A 15,312-nucleotide genomic window follows, 5' to 3' on the forward strand; every position below is an offset into this window, starting at 1 on the left:
ACTCGCCCTGTGGAGACAGGCGAGACCGTTGAAACTATCGTAGTTACAGTCGGGCATCGTGCTACCGACCAAGGCAGCTCTACCTGGCTGCTGAAGCTACCCTATGCTTATTCTCTGTCCAACTCTGCTCGCCGCAGTCGCACTTGAGCGACGGATAAGCCGAGATCGCCGCTAATCCTTACAAGCCAGCCGGAGCACACGCTGGGGACACCACCATCTCGACCCAACACCTTGTGCACCGCGCGCTAGTGCCCACGATCTCGCAAGCTGGGTCGGCCGACACAATGTCGCGGCAGCACTTCGGGCACGTATATCCCGCGATGTTTGGCGTGAAGTCATACTCCGGACCAACATAGGCGCAGATCATGTGGTGGAATACTGGAAACAACATCAGCGCGGAGGAGCCGCAAGCCGGGCAACCCGTTTGGTTCGCTTCGATCTGCATGCTGCACCTCGCTCCCTCTCACAGCTCGTCGAGCCCGAATAGTTTCACCAGCATGGAAGCGATGCGCGCGCTGAGTTGTGTGTAGTGCATGTGAACGTCGACGGCCGAGTTCAGCGCCGGGGGATGCGCGCCTGGGCTGAACTGAATTCGCGCGATTTGCGAGGCGGTACGCTCGCGCGCCGCCGATGAGCCCGCTCCGGGGTACACGTCTGACACCGGCAGAATTTCCACGATCTCGCCCAGAATTCGCCGGTTGCCGAACAGGACAAAGACTTCGTTGCCGACTTTCGGGTCGGACAGGCGTTCGTTGGGAACGTACCAGTCGACGAAGACATCGGTGGGGTCGAGAATTTCTGCGATCGGAGTGCCCGCCACCAGTGACTGGCCGGCACGCGCTGGATTGTTCGCGACGATGCCAGCTATGGGTGAAAAGATTCTTCCGTCGGCAAAGCTGCTTTCAACCTTTTCGAGGCGATCAGAAAGTTGCCGGCTGAATTCGTCGAGAGCGGCCAATTGAGTGCTGGCCTCGGCGGCTTCCGCCTCCTGCGAGACCACGGCTTTGTTCGCCAGGGCGCGCTCCCGCGACATGTCAATGCGGTAATTCAGGCTCGCGGCCGATGAGGTTGCGATAAGTTGGACAGCTTCCTCAGCAAGCTGCAGATGTGAGCGCGCCGCGTCGAGAGATTCGCGCGCAACCCGGGCTTTGACACGCAGTTCCGCTTTGCGGCCGGCGATGTCCGCGAGCGAGCGCATATAAGTAGCGACGATTTCATCGTGCTGCGGAGACCGCACCCTTCCGATTTCTTCGCCTGCCTTGACCGATCCACCTCTCACCACGGTGATGCTGTTGATCTGCACGATGTAGGGCAGTGAAACCAAATATCTTGGCGAGGACACGCTGCCCGGGCCGCCGAGATAGAGAATTGGCCTCCCGAAATAGACGACAAAGAATGCGAGTATGCCGAATACGATTGTCGCATAGGCGGCGCGGACGGTCCGTCCGGCCGCGCGCCGACGGCTCTCGATAGGATCGGGAATATGCGGATCGAGTCGCGTCAGGGCCACCGTCATTTGGCCACCTCTTTTGTCCGATCTCCGAATAGTGCACGGCGAACGCGCGGTGGCACGAAATCATCGTTCCGCGACGAGGCAAAGATGATTTCCGAAGAGTAGGAAAAAAACCGCGCGCACTTCAGATAGACGCCCTGGTACAAGGGAAAGATCAGCGCCATCTTCCAGCCAAAGTTTCCGACGGATCGTTGGAATAGGGCGAACACAAGTGCCATAGTGAATACCGAGATCCAGAGCAGCAGCAGGTAGATCGCCGAGAGAAACAACACGGCATCCGGGCCGAACAACAGCACAATGTAGGCCAAGTAGAACGGCAGGCTGAGCGTCGGAACGAGATCGAAGACGATGAAGTCCAGCCTTTGGATCGTGTCCGGTAAACGCTCTAGCGGATGGCGAAAACTCAGCTCGCCATACATCATGAAAGGATGCGCAGAGCATCGCGATCCCAGCGCGCGCGCTGGCGCAACAGACTGATGCCGCTTGCGGGGCCGGCTGTTTCCGCCCAGGCGTCGGACACGAACCGAATGACATAGCCGAGCCTGCGGAGCCGTAAGGTGTACTCCATATCTTCGCCAGGGCCGACGTCGAGCCCGCCCTGCTGCGTGAAGATATCCCGCCGATACATGGAACAGGCGCCGGACAGACACGCGATCGCATCCACCACGTCGAGGATCGACCGCCCCGCAGTGATCGACATCAGGTATTCGACGCTTTGAAGTCCTGTCCATATCGAATCGCGCTCATTGCTGATCGCGATGTTGCAACTTGCGCCGGCGACGAGCGGATCGCCGAACGCAGCCGCGAGGCGCTCAACCGCGTTCGGTTCGAAGACAGTGTCGGCATCTACGGTCAGAAGAAGATCGCCGCGGGCAAACCGTGCTGCAGCGTTGATGGCAGCGCTGCGGCCGCAGCGGGTCCCATGGCAGATGACCATATCAACTAGCCCCTGCGCTCTCGCCCGCTCCGCGACCGCGCGTGTTTGGTCGGTGGAGCCGTCGTCGACGACGATGATTTCGACAGGTCGCAGGGTTTGCCGGCGCAGCGAGCTGATCGAAGGAGCAAGCCCGGAGCCGCCGTTGAAGGTCGGGATAATCACGCTTACCGTCGCCTCGCAAACCGTCCCACTGGCGCTTCGCCGCTTCGAGCTGAACAGAGCAAGAGACACCAGCGATAAGGTGTAGCGGGGTATGTCGAATATCAGCAGCGAGAAGGCGAGCAGAAACAAACTCGTTCCGGCGAGCACTTCTACCATTTCGGACATGCCGGCCACCTCCGCTGCGAAAGGACCATTCCGAGCATCCGACCAAACAAGGCGCGCAAGGCAATTATCAGATGGGAAAATGAAGACCATCGCGTTGATGGTCGAGTGGTAAATTGCGTAAACATTTGCTTTGTGTGTCTGCGCTATTCACCTCCAGCATCGGCTTGGCCAATTGACGATGGAAGCGTGCTCTCGAGTTTTGATTTTGTTGGCCTGCTGGCATCAGCATTGCGGTTTCATGCTGTTGCCGGGTCGATAAATCCGACAAGGTGACCGGTCCGGCCAACCTTTCAGGCGCAAGACGGCCTCAGTCTGGAGGGCTGAGGCCGGGGGCCGTTGATGTACCGTTGGGGTCGGTACTCTTCTATTTTAATCATGGCGAGACCACTTTGCGGTATTGTCCTGAAGGACAAGCAATCAGCACGTTGTTCCTCTCACACATCTGCGGACCGCCCGACGGGTATGACGGACCGTCGTCCGTGCTACGCACACGCCGTTGATACGTGTCCTACCGACGCCGCAGGCAGCAGCAACTTCCGTAACGAGGCTTTCGGGCTGTGCAATCGGGGCAGGTGTCATCGCCTGAGCCGATACTGCGAAGCAGAAGGCGAATGTGGCAATTCCGAGCGACTTGATCATATCGAGCTCCCTGGAAGCGCCCAACCGCCCGGCCGGCGCGGCGGAGCGATGACGCGACTCTCTCAAGTTGATGCCCGCGTCTGTAAGAGAATTGAGATAGATCAAAGCGGCTTTAGGGAGTTCCATGCGGCAATCGCTGCACATAGCAGATCGAGACGCCGGCTTAGGACTATGACCGGAGACTTCCCTGTGCCTCTTGGGACAAGAGGGTGAAGTGGCCAGACTCGGGCAAAATGCGCCGCGAAGGTGCGAAGCTATAGTCGCAATTCAAGATGCGAGCTGGAAAAGTGGCGCTGCCGCCTCATGCTCCGTCATTGCGAGCGCAGCGAAGCAATCCAGTCTGCCGCCGCGGGGGGATTCTGGATTGCTTCGCTGCGCTCGCAATGACGATGTGGAGAGAGGGTGCGCCACATTCGCTCTTGTGGACGCACCGCTACTCAGCGGTGCACTGCAGAGCCGCAACACGAGCGCGTCAGGGACCGCGCCGCGTCTCCTCGCCATTCACCACCTCCGGCGCCATCGCTTCCCACGCGCTCGAGGCGAACTGCCGCCGCCAAGTCACGATCACCACGGTTGCCGTGGTCACGAACAACACCCAGGGGCTGACGAACCAGCCGAGATAGCCGAGTGCGAAGAAGAAGGCGCGCTGGCCGCGGTTGAAATGGCGGCCGGCGGATTCGAACAGGCGCGAGGTGCGGATCACATGAGCTTCGGCCTCCGGCGTGTCACGCTGCGCGGCTGCCGGCATGCCGCCGAACAGGATCGCGACATAGTTGAACAGGCGGTACGACCAGGCGAATTTGAAGAAGGCATAGACGCAGATCAGGACGAGGCCGACGCATTTCAGCTCCCACATCGCCGGCGAGGTACTGAGATCGATCGGCAGCTTGCTCAAGATCGTGATCGCGTCGTTGGTCGCGTGCAGCAGCGCCAGCGCGCCGCCGAGCGCGATCAGGCTGGTGGAGGCGAAGAAGGCGGTGCCGTTCTGCAACGAGGCCATGATCTGCATGTCGACCATGCGCGCGTCGCGGTCGAGTAGCCGGCGCACCCACACCTCGCGGTAGCGGTTCATGCGCGCCGACAGGCTGTCGCGGCCATAGGCCGATTGCTCCAGCGTCAGGGCGTAGACCAGCCATTCGATGATGAAGAAGCCGACGGCTGTGATGTCGACCCAATGCCTGCTCATGTCAGTCTCCCGGAGAGGATCGCAACGCTTGCCACGCATGGCGAGGTGCAGCAACGATTGATTGGCGGCAGGCGATGGCGTTAAAAGCGGCTCGCTTCAAGGCGTATCGAGAAGGACTGATGACATGGCTGCGCTGAAACTCGCAATCGGCAACAAGAATTACTCGTCATGGTCGATGCGGCCCTGGCTCGCGCTCCGCGCCAACGACATTCCGTTCGTGGAGACCCTCATCCCGCTCTACACCGACAATCCCGCGGACAAGGAGCAGATCATCTCGTTCAGCCGCGCCGGCAAGGTGCCGGTGCTGGTCGATGGCGACATCACGGTGTGGGATTCGCTCAGCATCATCGAATACATCGCCGAGCGCTATCCGGAAGTGAAGCTGTGGCCGGACGAGGCCGCCGCGCGCGCCCATGCCCGTTCGGTGTGCGCCGAGATGCATTCCGGCTTCATGGCCCTTCGCAACGAATGCGGCATGAACCTGCACCGTCCGGTGCGCCCCGTGACGCTGTCGGCGGACGCCGAGGCCAATATCGCGCGCGTGCAGGAGATCTGGCGCGAATGCCGGGCCCGGTATGGCGCCAATGGACCGTTCCTGTTCGGGCGCTTCGGCGCAGCGGATGCGATGTATGCCCCGGTCGTGCACCGCTTCCGCACCTACGCGATCCAAGTCACGCCGGAGACCAAGGCCTACATGGACACGATGCTGGCGCTGCCGGCGTTCCAGGAATGGACCCGGGACGCGCTCGCCGAAACGCTGGTCATCGAAAAGTTCGAGAACGTGTAATCCGCGGTGATCGGCCTCGCTCGACGCCGAGCAAGCCGGCGGCGCTCAATCGCCAGAGTCGTCGGCAGAGGGACCTCACGGCCCAGGAACCTCCCAAGGTGGTGGATCACGCCAGCCCCGACGACCGTTTGCCCCATACCCCCGGGAAGAACCGGTTCCGGCGGTATCGTCGGCTGACGGCATCACTCTGAAATAACTGCAAAATTCGCACGTTTGCCATGTCGCATACTGCTGGCCAAAAACGCTCGTCGCATGCTATACAGCGGCCGGGTTTCCGGCCGGCCGACGCAGTGGGACCACGGGCGTGGCAGGCGTTGTTTGAGTGATGGAGAGGGTGTTGAAGCACAAATTCCCTATTGGCGCGCGCGTATTGTTCACCGCCAGCAATGTCGCACGCCCCGCTGCCAGCGGCTCGTATGAGGTCATCCGCCTCCTGCCGACCGATGGTGACGACTGTCAGTACCGGATCAAGAGCTCGACCGAAGCCTTCGAACGCGTCGCCAAGGAAAGCCAGCTCGCGCTGTCCTGAAGGCCGACGCTATCCGCGCATTGGCGCGTCCCCGGGAATTTGTATTCTGCCGCCGTCAAAAGGCCCGCTTCACCTTCAAAAGGTGGGCCGGGGGCAGTTGCCGACTCTCGGTACTCGCTTTGACCATTCGCTCTCTGCTCGCGTGAGGGGACGTCGCGCATGAACTGGGCATGGGCCTCGTCGTTTGACCAAATCTGGAGCTCGCCGGCCCTTCCAATGTGGATGATGCTGGCGGCTGCCGGCTTCTTCGGACTGATTCTCCTGGTCACGCTGCTGCGCGCCGAACGATCGGTCGCCAACGGCGCGCTGACCGTCATTGCGCTGCTCGCCATTGCCATCGCGCTGGCTGCTGTTGTGCGCGTCGATGGACCGGCGGGGCAGACCACGCCGACCGAGGCGCGCGCACAGGCGGCGATGACCGCGAGCCTGCCGGCGCTGTCCTGTCTCGACGATCTCGCGGGCGATGCCGTGGCCATGGGCTGCGAGAAGGCGCTGTTCGGCGCGCCTGACGCGGCGGCTGCGGCCGTCTCCACGACCGCGGCCAGGATCGACCGGCTGACGGCGCTCGGCGATGCCGCGACCGCCGAGAAGAGCCTGACGCCCGACATCAAGGTGCTGCGCAAGTCGCTGGAGCGTGATCGCTACGGCCTGGTCGCGCATGTGCTGGTCGCGCGCGATGGCTGCACGCAGTTTGACTGCGCGGCCTTCCGCTCGCTGACCGACCAGCAGCGGGTCGCCGCCAACATGGATTCCCATCTCTACGACACGCTGGTCGCGCGCTACGCCCCGACCTGGAATGCGCCTGCAGCAGCGCAATCGTTGCCGGCCACTGCCGCACTTGCGGGGCTGCCGCCGTCGATGCCGACGGGCAAGCCGACCAATGCGGAGTTCCCGAGTGCCTCGTCGACGCCGCCGGTCAGCATCATGAATCCCGAGCCGCCGACGCGTCAGGCGGCGCCCACCGCAAACGCGGCGGCTCCGCGCGCCCCCGCAGCGGCCTCGGCGCAGGCCGCAGCTCCCGCCGCGAAGAAGCCGCCTGCGCCGAAGGCTGCGCGGGCGCCGGCGGCAGCACCGGTTCCGCTCACGCCGCCGGCCGCGGCTGCCCCGGCTGCGGATAACGAGTAGATCGGCATTCCAAATGCGTGGCTGTCCGGCTAATGCTGGGGCATGCCACTACATCTGATCAAGCTCGCCGTCGGCTGCGAATCCGTCAAGGAATTGAAGGAGTGGACCGCCGAACGGATGCAGACCGCCAAGAAGAAGGGGCTGCCGCAACATCACATCCACATCACCCGCATGGTGCCCAAGCGCGACGCCGAGATCCTGTCGGGCGGGTCGCTCTATTGGGTGATCAAGGGCGAGGTCGCCGCGCGCGAAAAGATCATCGGCATCGAGCCGTTCCGCGACAAGGACGGCATCGGGCGCTGCCGGATCGTTATGCAGCCGAAGGTGATCCCGGTGTCGCCGCGGCCGATGCGCCCGTTCCAGGGCTGGCGCTATCTTGCCGACGATTCGGTGCCGCCCGATCTCGGCAGGTCCGCCGCCGGCTCGATCGCGGCGATGCCTGAGCCGATGCGGCGCGAGCTGCGCGATCTCGGGCTGCTCTAAACCGCGATATTGTCGATCAGCCGGGTGGTGCCGAGCTTGGCCGCGACCAGGATGCGCAACGGTCCGTCGTTGCGCGAGCTGACCTGTGCCAGGGTCGCTGCATGGCGCACTTCGAAATAGTCGAGCTCAAAGCCGGCCACCGTGATCATCGCGGCACCGCGCGCCATTGCGGGCGCGACCGCTTCGCCGGCGCGAATGCGCCCGGCGCTCTCCTTCATGGCGCGGTATAGCGTGGTTGCGGTCTGCCGCTCCTGTGGCGACAAATAGACGTTGCGCGAGGACATCGCGAGCCCATCGCGCTCGCGCACGGTGCGGGAGCCGATCACCTTGACGCCGAGCTCGAGGTCGCGAGCCATCTGCGCCACCACCCGCAACTGCTGAAAATCCTTCTCGCCGAAGATCGCGACATCCGGCCGGCACTGGGTGAACAGCTTGCCGACGACAGTGGCGACGCCGGCGAAGAAATGCGGGCGGAAGCGGTCTTCGAGGCCAGCCAGCGCCGGTCCCTCCGGCACGATGCGGGTGGCAAAGCCCTCCGGGTACATGGCCTCGGCGCCGGGATGCCAGACGATATCGACGTCCTCGGCGGCTAGCTTGGCGAGATCGGCCTTCCAGGTTCGCGGATAGGCGCCAAAATCCTCGGTCGGCGCGAACTGGGTCGGGTTGACGAAGATCGACACCACGACGCGGCTCGCGCGCCGCCTGGCGAGGCGTACCAGCGACACATGGCCGTCATGGAGCGCTCCCATGGTCGGGACCAGCGCGATCGTCGCCTTTCGCTTGCGAAGATTGTCGACGGCGCGTCGCAAGGCGGGGACCGTGCGGGCGATCAAGGGGCTGCGTGACATCAGAACTCGACGCGATCGGGAATCGACGGGCGCGTTCCGGCGCCCGGCAGGCTAACCTTAACAAGCGGCGACCATGGACGCCATGCATCCGGATGCGGCACAGCATCCCGCGCAAAGCCGCGCAAGCGTCGCGGCATTGTGGGCTGGATCACAGACGCGAAGCGGCGCCGCGATTCATGATGAAGGTCAGCGCGCCGCGATTTGTCTTGCCTGTCACGCATTTCACTTGACCGCAGACGCGGCCAACTCGAAGATATTCGTTAGGGGTGTTGAGGATCGCGATGCTTGTGCAAGCTAGCCAAGGCCAGTCCGGCTCGGCGCATGTGGTCGTGCTCGGCAACGAGAAAGGCGGCTCCGGCAAGTCGACCACCGCCCTGCACATCGCAGTCGCGCTTCTCAAAGCCGGCCAGCGCGTCGCCACCATCGACCTCGACTGCCGTCAGCAGAGCTTTACTCACTACATCAACAACCGTTCCGCCTGGGCGCGCCGAACCAAGCTCGACCTCGAACTGCCGTTGCATCGCTGCATCAAGCTTGGCGAAACGATGCAGGTTGCCGAGAACGAGAATTCGGAGTTCCTTCAGTTCATGGAGGCGGTCTCGGCGGTCGAGAGCAGCTTCGACTTCATCGTCATCGATACGCCCGGCACCGACAGCTACCTGATGCGGCTTGCGCACTCGATGGCCGACACGCTGGTGACCCCGATCAATGACAGCTTCCTCGATTTCGATGTGCTCGGCACTGTCGATCCCGCCAATTACGCGGTGACAGGCGAGAGCCACTACGCCGAGATGGTGCGGGATGTCAGGCGCAAGCGCCGCCAGCTCGACGGTGCGACCACCGACTGGATCGTGGTGCGCAACCGCCTGTCGATGCTCGGCTCCCGCAACAAGCAGCTCGTTGCCGATGGGTTGAAGGATTTGTCGCTGCGGCTCGGCTTCCGCTACGTCGACGGCTTCGCCGAACGGGTCGTCTATCGCGAGTTCTTCCCGCGCGGTCTGACCGCGCTGGACGAGATCGACGAGGCCACGCTCGGCATGCGGCCAAATCTCGGCCATCTCACCGCACGGGAGGAGGTGACGAGCCTGCTCCGCCAGCTCAAGCTTCCGCTCGACGAGCGCGGACGTCGCCGCGCGGCCAATCGCGCCGAGTGGTTCAACCAGGTCGACAAGCCGCTCGAGGTCCACGACATCCTCGGCGCTTGAGGCGGCGGTACATCGCTACTTCCAGTCGATCAAGAGGCCGGTCTCCCCCGGGGAACCGAGCCCGCGCTCAACCGTTTTCACCCCGTGTTTACTGCAAAACGGAACCCGATCGAGACAGGTTGCGTCGGATGGTGACGTGCACCCTGACGTAGCCGTGTGAGAGCGAGATGCCCAAGAAACGTGTGCGCCGCACAATGAAAGGGCTGCCGGTTCACAATATTTGGCCTTCCTGTCACGCGGCTGTGACATATATTAGGGAATAGGCGACCAGGGGCCGAAGAGCTCCGGAAGAACACGATTTTCAACAGGGAGATTCAGGCCGCAAGAGCCTGAGGCTGAGGACGAAAATGAAGCGTGGAATTGCCGTTCTGGTTTCGGTCAGTGCCCTCTGTGGCGTCGCCTATTTCACGGCGAGCAAGTGGGCAATCAGGCACGAGACCATCACCTTCTACGATGCCTCGCGCGACAACCGTGCGGTGCCCGTCGATATCGCGATCCGTCGTGACAAGGAAATGCAGGCCAATGCCGGCATGATCACGATGCCGGTCGCCGTGATCAACCACGGCAACACCGTCAAGAACACCGAGTACGGCTTCCTCGCCAACATTTTCGCCGCGCGCGGCTACCTCGTCGTCAGCCCGCAGCATGATTTGCCGACCGATCCACCGATGGTGACCAAGCCCGGCGAGATCTATGTCGGCCGGCTGCCGCAGATCCTGCGCGGCGTCGCCAACATCCATCTCGCCATGCAGGAGATGAAGAAGGTTCAGCCCAACGCCGACTACGAAAAGGTGACGATGGTCGGCCACTCCATGGGCGGCGACATCACGATGTATTTCGCCAAGCAGTATCCGGATGAGGTCAAGAAGGTCGTCACACTCGACAATCTTCGCGTGCCCTTCGTCACCGCCGGGAAGTTCAAGATCCTGTCGTTCCGCTCCACCGATCCGCAGTTCAAGGCCGATGCGGGTGTGATCCCGACCGACGAAGAATGCGAGAAGGCCGGCATCCAGGTCGTGAAGACCGAATTCCAGCACAACGACATGCGCGACACCGGTCCGGATGCTGCCAAGAACTCGATCCAGGGCATGCTCGACAAGTTCCTGAGCGCGACCGACAGTGAAGTGGCGCCGGTCGACACGCAATCGTCCCCGCCCAAGATTCTCGAGCCCGGGCCGGTCGCTTTGATGGCGCCCGCCAAGAGCTGACGCCTTCCTCGTCGTCGATACCGATTTCAAAGCCTCCGCCGGCTGCCGCCTGCGGGGGCTTTGCGCATTGACCGGGCTGCATGTGCTGACCACATTAGCCGCTCACGCAAGGGTCAAGGAAATGTCCGGCGAACCCATCAAACCGCGCGGCCGCGATGCCGTCTCGGCGCAACCAGGCGACGCTGTGCCGCAGGCGGGGACCTCGACCTCGGAGGACATCGCCGCCTTCGTCGCCAACGCGCGCGCGCTGTCACCGCATGCGCCCGGTTCAAAAGGGCGGCTGATCTTCGCGCTGGATGCGACGATGAGCCGGCAGCCGACCTGGGACATGGCTTGCGCGCTTCAGGCCGACATGTTCCGTGAGACCGCCGCGCTCGGCAGTCTCGACATCCGGCTCGTCTACTATCGCGGCTTCAACGAGTGCCGCGCCACGGGATGGATCTCCGACAGCGCCAGGCTGGCGGCGCTGATGAGCAAGATCGATTGCCGTGGCGGCGACACCCAGATCGGCAAGGTGCTGAGCGAGGCGCGGCGCGAGGCCGTCGCATCCGGCGTGCGCGCCGTCGTCTTCGTCGGCGACGCCATGGAGGAGAACGTCGACCAGCTCTGCGCCAAGGCAGGCGAGCTCGGCATGCTCAAAGTGCCTGTGTTCGTCTTTCAGGAAGGCCATGACGCGGTGGCCGAGAAGGCCTTTCGCGAGATCGCGCGCCTGACCGGCGGCGCTTGGTGCCGGTTCGATCCGGGCGCGGCGGCGCAGTTGCGCGAGCTGTTGCGCGCAGCCGCCGCCTACGCGGCCGGCGGACGCGAGGCGCTGTTGCAATTGGCCAAGACCGCCAGTGGCGCGGCCAGGCTGATCGGCCAGATGAAGTAGCGCTGGCGCGCGGTCGGCGGGGGCGCAAGGACTCGATGCTTTTTGGCGGTAGGCCGACTATATTCCGGCCATGACCCTGATCGCCGGCGCTATCGCCATTATCACCCTTTATTTGCTGCTCCAGATGTTCCGTTCGGCCAATCCGGCCGTGCTGGCACGCGCGATCAGGTTCGGTGGCGGCGTGGTGGCGCTGGCTGTCGCAGCGTTCACGGGCTTGAAGGGCGAACTGGTGGTGGCGATCCCGCTCGGGATATTCGGCGCCGGGCTCTTGGGCTGGACACCGATGGCAAACGCCGGCTTCGGCAATATCGGCGGGCTGTTCGGCGGGGGCGCGACGCGCCCGGCCGGTCAGGCCTCGCGCGTGCGCTCGCAATTCCTGGATATGCGGCTCGATCACGATTCCGGCCAGCTCGGAGGCCAGATCGTCGCCGGGCCTCACGCCGGGCGCGATCTCGATGAGTTCGATCTCGCGGCCCTGCTGGCAATGGTCCCGGCGTTCGACGCCGAGAGCGTGGCCCTACTTGAAAGCTATCTGGACCGCCGGTTTCCCGCTTGGCGTCAGAACGCGCAGGGCGATGCGGCAGGGGGGCAGCGCCGCACGGTGGCGAGCGGTAAAATGACGACGGAGGAGGCCTATCAGATCCTTGGCCTGCAGCCGGGGGCGGGGCGTGACGACATCAGCCGGGCTCACAAGTCCCTGATGAAGAAACTGCATCCCGACCAGGGGGGCTCGACGTATCTCGCTGCCCGTGTAAACGAGGCCAAGGATACTCTGCTTCGCACGCATAACGGCTAACTCCGGCACCACGCTACAAACGCTCGTCCCGTGTGAGCTCTGCTTGCTCTGTTTGCCGTCGCCCCGATGCCCGCCATTGTCGGCGTGGTCGATCCCTTGCGTAAAGTTTTAACCGTAAATCCTTGACGAGAGGTTGTCGTGGAACAGCCTCGTCGGTCACCGCATCCCGAAAATGAAAATGCCCGCGCAAGGCGCGGGCATTTTCATTGGAGCGGTGCGAAAGTTCAGTTGCGGACGGTCATGCAGGAGATATCGGCGCGCTTCAGGGTGCGGCAGACGGCTTCGGCCTGGTCCCGGTCGAGCCCGGCGAAGCGGGCGCGGTAGAGCTTGCGATTATCTTTCGCGACGACCGGCTCGGTGAACGGGTCGGCCTTGCTGAGCAGGCCGCGAGCCGAGCTGCGCGCCGCGTCGATGCGCTGCTGGGCTTGGTTCTCGCTCTCGAGCGCGCCGACCTGAACGATCCAGCCGCTGTGGGTAGCAACCGGCTTCGTGGTGGCGCTCATCTGGATCGGCTGCAGCGCCGGGTCGGCTGATGCGAGCTTCGCAGCAGCCGGGGCGGGTGCGGCGGTGGCGGCCGGCAAGACGCCGAGGGTGCCGTTGCCGGTGCCGAAGCCCGCCGGCTGCCGCGGCAGCTCGGCACGGGTGATCTCGGCCCTCGGAGCTTCCGGTTGGCTGGCCTCGGGCTTGTTGATGAGGTCTGCGCGGGCGACGACGGCACCGGAGGTTTCGGCGACTTCGGAGCGGGATGCGATCGTGCTCGTGACCTGCGGTGCGATCTGAGCCGGGGCGGCGGAGGCGACCTTCACCGCGCCGGCCTTGACCTGGACGGTCTTGACCCGGACCGGCTTCATCGGTTCGGACGAACCGGGGATGATCGAGAGCGGCTGGCTCGAGATCACGCCATTGGTGAGCGGCGCAGGCTCGATCTTGGATTCTATCGGCCGAACTTCAGGCCTATTGGCTTCAGATCTGGGCTGAGCCGGCGGCACCGCGGCAGCCGCAGCCGCAAGCGTCGAAAGGCGCGCGGCGAGACGCGACGGGGCTGCTTCGGGAGCAGGGGCAGCCGACGCCTGGACCTGCGGAGCGGAACGGGCCGGGGTGTCCGATGTATCGGCGACTTCGGCAGCGGCGTCGGAACCGCTGCGTTCGGTGACCGCGGCGACGGTGTGGGTGGTCGCGGCCTTATCGAGGTTCTCCGCGAGCAGGTTACGCATGATGGCGTCGCGCGAGCCGCCGCTACGGCCGCCCAGCACCACGCCGATCAGGTGGCGGTTGCCGCGGCGCATCGAGGTCACGAGATTGAAGCCGGAGGCGCGAGTATAGCCGGTCTTGATGCCGTCCACGCCCTCGACATTCCCGAGCAGATGATTGTGGTTCCGGATCGACTGTCCGCGCCAGTTGAACGTCGAGGTCGCGAAATAGCGATAGTAGCGCGGGAAGCGCTCCTGGATGGCGCGGCCGAGCGTGGCCTGGTCGCGCGCGGTCGTGACCTGCTCGTCGTTGGGAAGACCGTTGGCGTTGCGGTAAACCGTCCTGGACATGCCGAGCGAACGCGCCTTGCGCGTCATCATCTGGGCGAAGTCGTCCTCGTCGCCGCCAATCGCTTCCGCGATCACAACGGCTGCGTCGTTGGCGGAGCGGGTGACGAGACCTTTGATCGCGTCCTCGACGCGGATGGTCTGGCCGGCACGCAGGTTCAGCTTGGTGGGATCCTGATCGGCGGCGTGCTGCGACACCGGCATCTCGGTGTCGAGCTTCATCTTCCCGGACTCGAGGCGCTCGAACAGCAAATAGAGCGTCATGATCTTGGTCAGCGAGGCCGGATGGCGGATCCCGTCGGGACTCGTGGCCTGAAGCACGGAGCCGGAGTTGCCGTCGACGATGATCGACGCGAATTTCGGGCTGGAACTCTCGGACACATCGCGCTGCACGCGGTGGTGCGCGGTGTGACGCCGGTGGCGCCGCGCCTCGGCAGCATCGGTGGTGAAGATGACTGCACTCGTGACCGCAAGAAGCCCAAAAACGCCAACCCGCGCCAAGCGCGAGGAAGACAAGTTTTTACGAAGCATGAAACCCCGTCCCCGTTTCTGACTTGATCACCGGCTCGTGAGGCGAAATTGTGCCCAAGGGACCCGGGATCATTACCTGCTCAGGCTGTCCTCCGCAGATGTTCGCCGCGGGGGACGTTGGACCTGAGCCGCTGTTCTGGCTAAGGTGATGTTCTCCAACGGCTTTTGGCCGCTTGTGGAAGTTGAACACGTCCAGGGAATCAAGGTAGGGGGCCGCGGTTTCCAAAAGCTTAAGGAACCATTGCGGGAAACCCCGGGAATCTTGGCAAATTTGCCCGCAATTTTGTGCGACGCACAAAATTCTTGACTTTTTTGTGCGTTGCACTAATCGTGAGCAGAGTCAGGGAGCCGGGGCTTCCGACAGGCTAGGGAAAAGGATTCCGAATGTTCAAGGTTGAAGACTTTCAGGGCTACGGGAAAGAGCACTTCGAGCAGTACGTCGCCTCCGCGACGTCGATGCAGCACGGCCTTCAGGCGATCGCCAGCGCTTATGGCGACTACACCAAGAAGTCGTTCGAAGACACCAAGTCCTTCGTCGAGAAGCTTTCCGGCGTGAAGTCGCTGGACAAGGCCGTCGAAGCGCAGACCGAATTCGCCCGTTCCGCCTACGAGTCCTTCGTCGCGGAATCGCAGAAGATCGCCGGCCTTTACAGCGACCTCGCCAAGCAGGCGTTCAAGCCGGTCGAGACCATCGTGTCGAAGTTCACCCCGGCCGCCAGCTAACGTTTCCTGACGTCCTGGAATCAAAAGCCCGGCTGCAGTAGCCGGGCTTTTTTTGTTTGTCTCGAA

Annotated in this window: 15 protein-coding genes; 9 read left to right on the forward strand and 6 right to left on the reverse strand. The window is 63.4% G+C overall.

The window, feature by feature from the left end; genetic code table 11:
• Window positions 1-463: 463 nt before the first annotated feature.
• The 4 genes from IVB13_RS00250 to IVB13_RS00265 all read right to left on the reverse strand — a co-directional run bounded on the left by IVB13_RS00250 (window position 464) and on the right by IVB13_RS00265 (window position 4,602).
• Window positions 464-1,516 (reverse strand): HlyD family efflux transporter periplasmic adaptor subunit, encoded by a 1,053-nt coding sequence (locus IVB13_RS00250; protein ID WP_247487258.1) that lies wholly within the window; start codon window positions 1,514-1,516, stop codon window positions 464-466.
• Window positions 1,513-1,935 (reverse strand): hypothetical protein, encoded by a 423-nt coding sequence (locus IVB13_RS00255; protein WP_247487261.1) that lies wholly within the window; start codon window positions 1,933-1,935, stop codon window positions 1,513-1,515. Before IVB13_RS00255 ends, IVB13_RS00250 begins: the two co-directional genes overlap by 4 nt.
• On the reverse strand, window positions 1,932-2,777 hold the full coding sequence (locus IVB13_RS00260; protein WP_247487262.1) for a glycosyltransferase family 2 protein: 846 nt from the start codon (window positions 2,775-2,777) through the stop codon (window positions 1,932-1,934). The genes IVB13_RS00255 and IVB13_RS00260 overlap by 4 nt, the downstream gene beginning before the upstream one ends.
• Before the next feature lie 1,111 nt (window positions 2,778-3,888).
• Window positions 3,889-4,602, reverse strand: coding sequence for a DUF599 domain-containing protein (locus tag IVB13_RS00265; RefSeq protein WP_018455192.1), 714 nt, complete (start codon window positions 4,600-4,602; stop codon window positions 3,889-3,891).
• Between the two features lie 124 nt (window positions 4,603-4,726).
• On the opposite strand from IVB13_RS00265, the gene IVB13_RS00270 reads away from it, so the two are divergent.
• The 4 genes from IVB13_RS00270 to IVB13_RS00285 all read left to right on the forward strand — a co-directional run bounded on the left by IVB13_RS00270 (window position 4,727) and on the right by IVB13_RS00285 (window position 7,526).
• Window positions 4,727-5,389 (forward strand): glutathione S-transferase family protein, encoded by a 663-nt coding sequence (locus IVB13_RS00270; RefSeq protein WP_085360925.1) that lies wholly within the window; start codon window positions 4,727-4,729, stop codon window positions 5,387-5,389.
• Window positions 5,390-5,714: 325 nt separating this feature from the next.
• Window positions 5,715-5,918 (forward strand): hypothetical protein, encoded by a 204-nt coding sequence (locus IVB13_RS00275; protein WP_007611353.1) that lies wholly within the window; start codon window positions 5,715-5,717, stop codon window positions 5,916-5,918.
• A gap of 159 nt (window positions 5,919-6,077) precedes the next feature.
• The gene (locus tag IVB13_RS00280) at window positions 6,078-7,043 is read left to right on the forward strand and encodes a hypothetical protein (RefSeq protein WP_085351366.1); all 966 of its coding nucleotides are present in this window, start codon (window positions 6,078-6,080) and stop codon (window positions 7,041-7,043) included.
• Window positions 7,044-7,085: 42 nt separating this feature from the next.
• Window positions 7,086-7,526: a DUF1489 domain-containing protein gene (locus IVB13_RS00285; RefSeq protein WP_018455188.1), complete on the forward strand. Its 441-nt coding sequence runs from the start codon at window positions 7,086-7,088 to the stop codon at window positions 7,524-7,526.
• Here the strand turns inward: IVB13_RS00285 and panC are convergent.
• On the reverse strand, window positions 7,523-8,374 hold the full coding sequence (gene panC, locus IVB13_RS00290) for a pantoate--beta-alanine ligase (protein ID WP_247487264.1): 852 nt from the start codon (window positions 8,372-8,374) through the stop codon (window positions 7,523-7,525). The two genes, IVB13_RS00285 and panC, sit on opposite strands and share 4 nt — an antisense overlap.
• A gap of 281 nt (window positions 8,375-8,655) precedes the next feature.
• Between panC and IVB13_RS00295 the strand changes: the two genes are divergently transcribed.
• The 4 genes from IVB13_RS00295 to IVB13_RS00310 all read left to right on the forward strand — a co-directional run bounded on the left by IVB13_RS00295 (window position 8,656) and on the right by IVB13_RS00310 (window position 12,454).
• The gene (locus IVB13_RS00295) at window positions 8,656-9,579 is read left to right on the forward strand and encodes a division plane positioning ATPase MipZ (protein ID WP_018455186.1); all 924 of its coding nucleotides are present in this window, start codon (window positions 8,656-8,658) and stop codon (window positions 9,577-9,579) included.
• A gap of 347 nt (window positions 9,580-9,926) precedes the next feature.
• Window positions 9,927-10,787, forward strand: coding sequence for an alpha/beta fold hydrolase (locus tag IVB13_RS00300; RefSeq protein ID WP_007603233.1), 861 nt, complete (start codon window positions 9,927-9,929; stop codon window positions 10,785-10,787).
• A gap of 121 nt (window positions 10,788-10,908) precedes the next feature.
• Window positions 10,909-11,658 carry a VWA domain-containing protein gene (locus IVB13_RS00305; RefSeq protein ID WP_247483040.1) on the forward strand — a complete coding sequence of 250 codons (750 nt, stop codon included), beginning with the start codon at window positions 10,909-10,911 and terminating at the stop codon, window positions 11,656-11,658.
• A gap of 70 nt (window positions 11,659-11,728) precedes the next feature.
• Window positions 11,729-12,454, forward strand: a complete 726-nt coding sequence (locus IVB13_RS00310; protein WP_018455184.1) for a DnaJ domain-containing protein — start codon at window positions 11,729-11,731, stop codon at window positions 12,452-12,454.
• A 224-nt stretch (window positions 12,455-12,678) separates the two neighbouring features.
• On the opposite strand, the gene IVB13_RS00315 is transcribed toward IVB13_RS00310, so the two are convergent.
• Complete coding sequence (locus IVB13_RS00315; RefSeq protein ID WP_247487266.1) at window positions 12,679-14,523, reverse strand: D-alanyl-D-alanine carboxypeptidase; 1,845 nt, start codon at window positions 14,521-14,523, stop codon at window positions 12,679-12,681.
• 384 nt (window positions 14,524-14,907) lie between these two features.
• Here IVB13_RS00315 and IVB13_RS00320 point away from each other — a divergent pair, with 384 nt between their 5' ends.
• The gene (locus IVB13_RS00320; RefSeq protein WP_007603238.1) at window positions 14,908-15,246 is read left to right on the forward strand and encodes a phasin family protein; all 339 of its coding nucleotides are present in this window, start codon (window positions 14,908-14,910) and stop codon (window positions 15,244-15,246) included.
• Window positions 15,247-15,312: the final 66 nt, after the last annotated feature.

The organism is Bradyrhizobium sp. 17, assembly GCF_023073515.1.
Classification (GTDB): domain Bacteria; phylum Pseudomonadota; class Alphaproteobacteria; order Rhizobiales; family Xanthobacteraceae; genus Bradyrhizobium; species Bradyrhizobium canariense_D.

Bases quoted from the DNA above. Each gene is read 5' to 3' on its own strand.
- IVB13_RS00310 (WP_018455184.1), top strand. From the start codon at position 11,729: ATGACCCTGATCGCCGGCGCTATCGCCATTATCACCCTTTATTTGCTG.
- IVB13_RS00285 (WP_018455188.1), top strand. From the start codon at position 7,086: ATGCCACTACATCTGATCAAGCTCGCCGTCGGCTGCGAATCCGTCAAG.
- IVB13_RS00260 (WP_247487262.1), bottom strand. From the start codon at position 2,777: ATGTCCGAAATGGTAGAAGTGCTCGCCGGAACGAGTTTGTTTCTGCTC.
- IVB13_RS00305 (WP_247483040.1), top strand. From the start codon at position 10,909: ATGTCCGGCGAACCCATCAAACCGCGCGGCCGCGATGCCGTCTCGGCG.
- IVB13_RS00280 (WP_085351366.1), top strand. From the start codon at position 6,078: ATGAACTGGGCATGGGCCTCGTCGTTTGACCAAATCTGGAGCTCGCCG.
- IVB13_RS00275 (WP_007611353.1), top strand. From the start codon at position 5,715: ATGGAGAGGGTGTTGAAGCACAAATTCCCTATTGGCGCGCGCGTATTG.
- IVB13_RS00255 (WP_247487261.1), bottom strand. From the start codon at position 1,935: ATGATGTATGGCGAGCTGAGTTTTCGCCATCCGCTAGAGCGTTTACCG.
- panC (WP_247487264.1), bottom strand. From the start codon at position 8,374: ATGTCACGCAGCCCCTTGATCGCCCGCACGGTCCCCGCCTTGCGACGC.
- IVB13_RS00295 (WP_018455186.1), top strand. From the start codon at position 8,656: ATGCTTGTGCAAGCTAGCCAAGGCCAGTCCGGCTCGGCGCATGTGGTC.
- IVB13_RS00320 (WP_007603238.1), top strand. From the start codon at position 14,908: ATGTTCAAGGTTGAAGACTTTCAGGGCTACGGGAAAGAGCACTTCGAG.
- IVB13_RS00315 (WP_247487266.1), bottom strand. From the start codon at position 14,523: ATGCTTCGTAAAAACTTGTCTTCCTCGCGCTTGGCGCGGGTTGGCGTT.
- IVB13_RS00300 (WP_007603233.1), top strand. From the start codon at position 9,927: ATGAAGCGTGGAATTGCCGTTCTGGTTTCGGTCAGTGCCCTCTGTGGC.
- IVB13_RS00270 (WP_085360925.1), top strand. From the start codon at position 4,727: ATGGCTGCGCTGAAACTCGCAATCGGCAACAAGAATTACTCGTCATGG.
- IVB13_RS00250 (WP_247487258.1), bottom strand. From the start codon at position 1,516: ATGACGGTGGCCCTGACGCGACTCGATCCGCATATTCCCGATCCTATC.
- IVB13_RS00265 (WP_018455192.1), bottom strand. From the start codon at position 4,602: ATGAGCAGGCATTGGGTCGACATCACAGCCGTCGGCTTCTTCATCATC.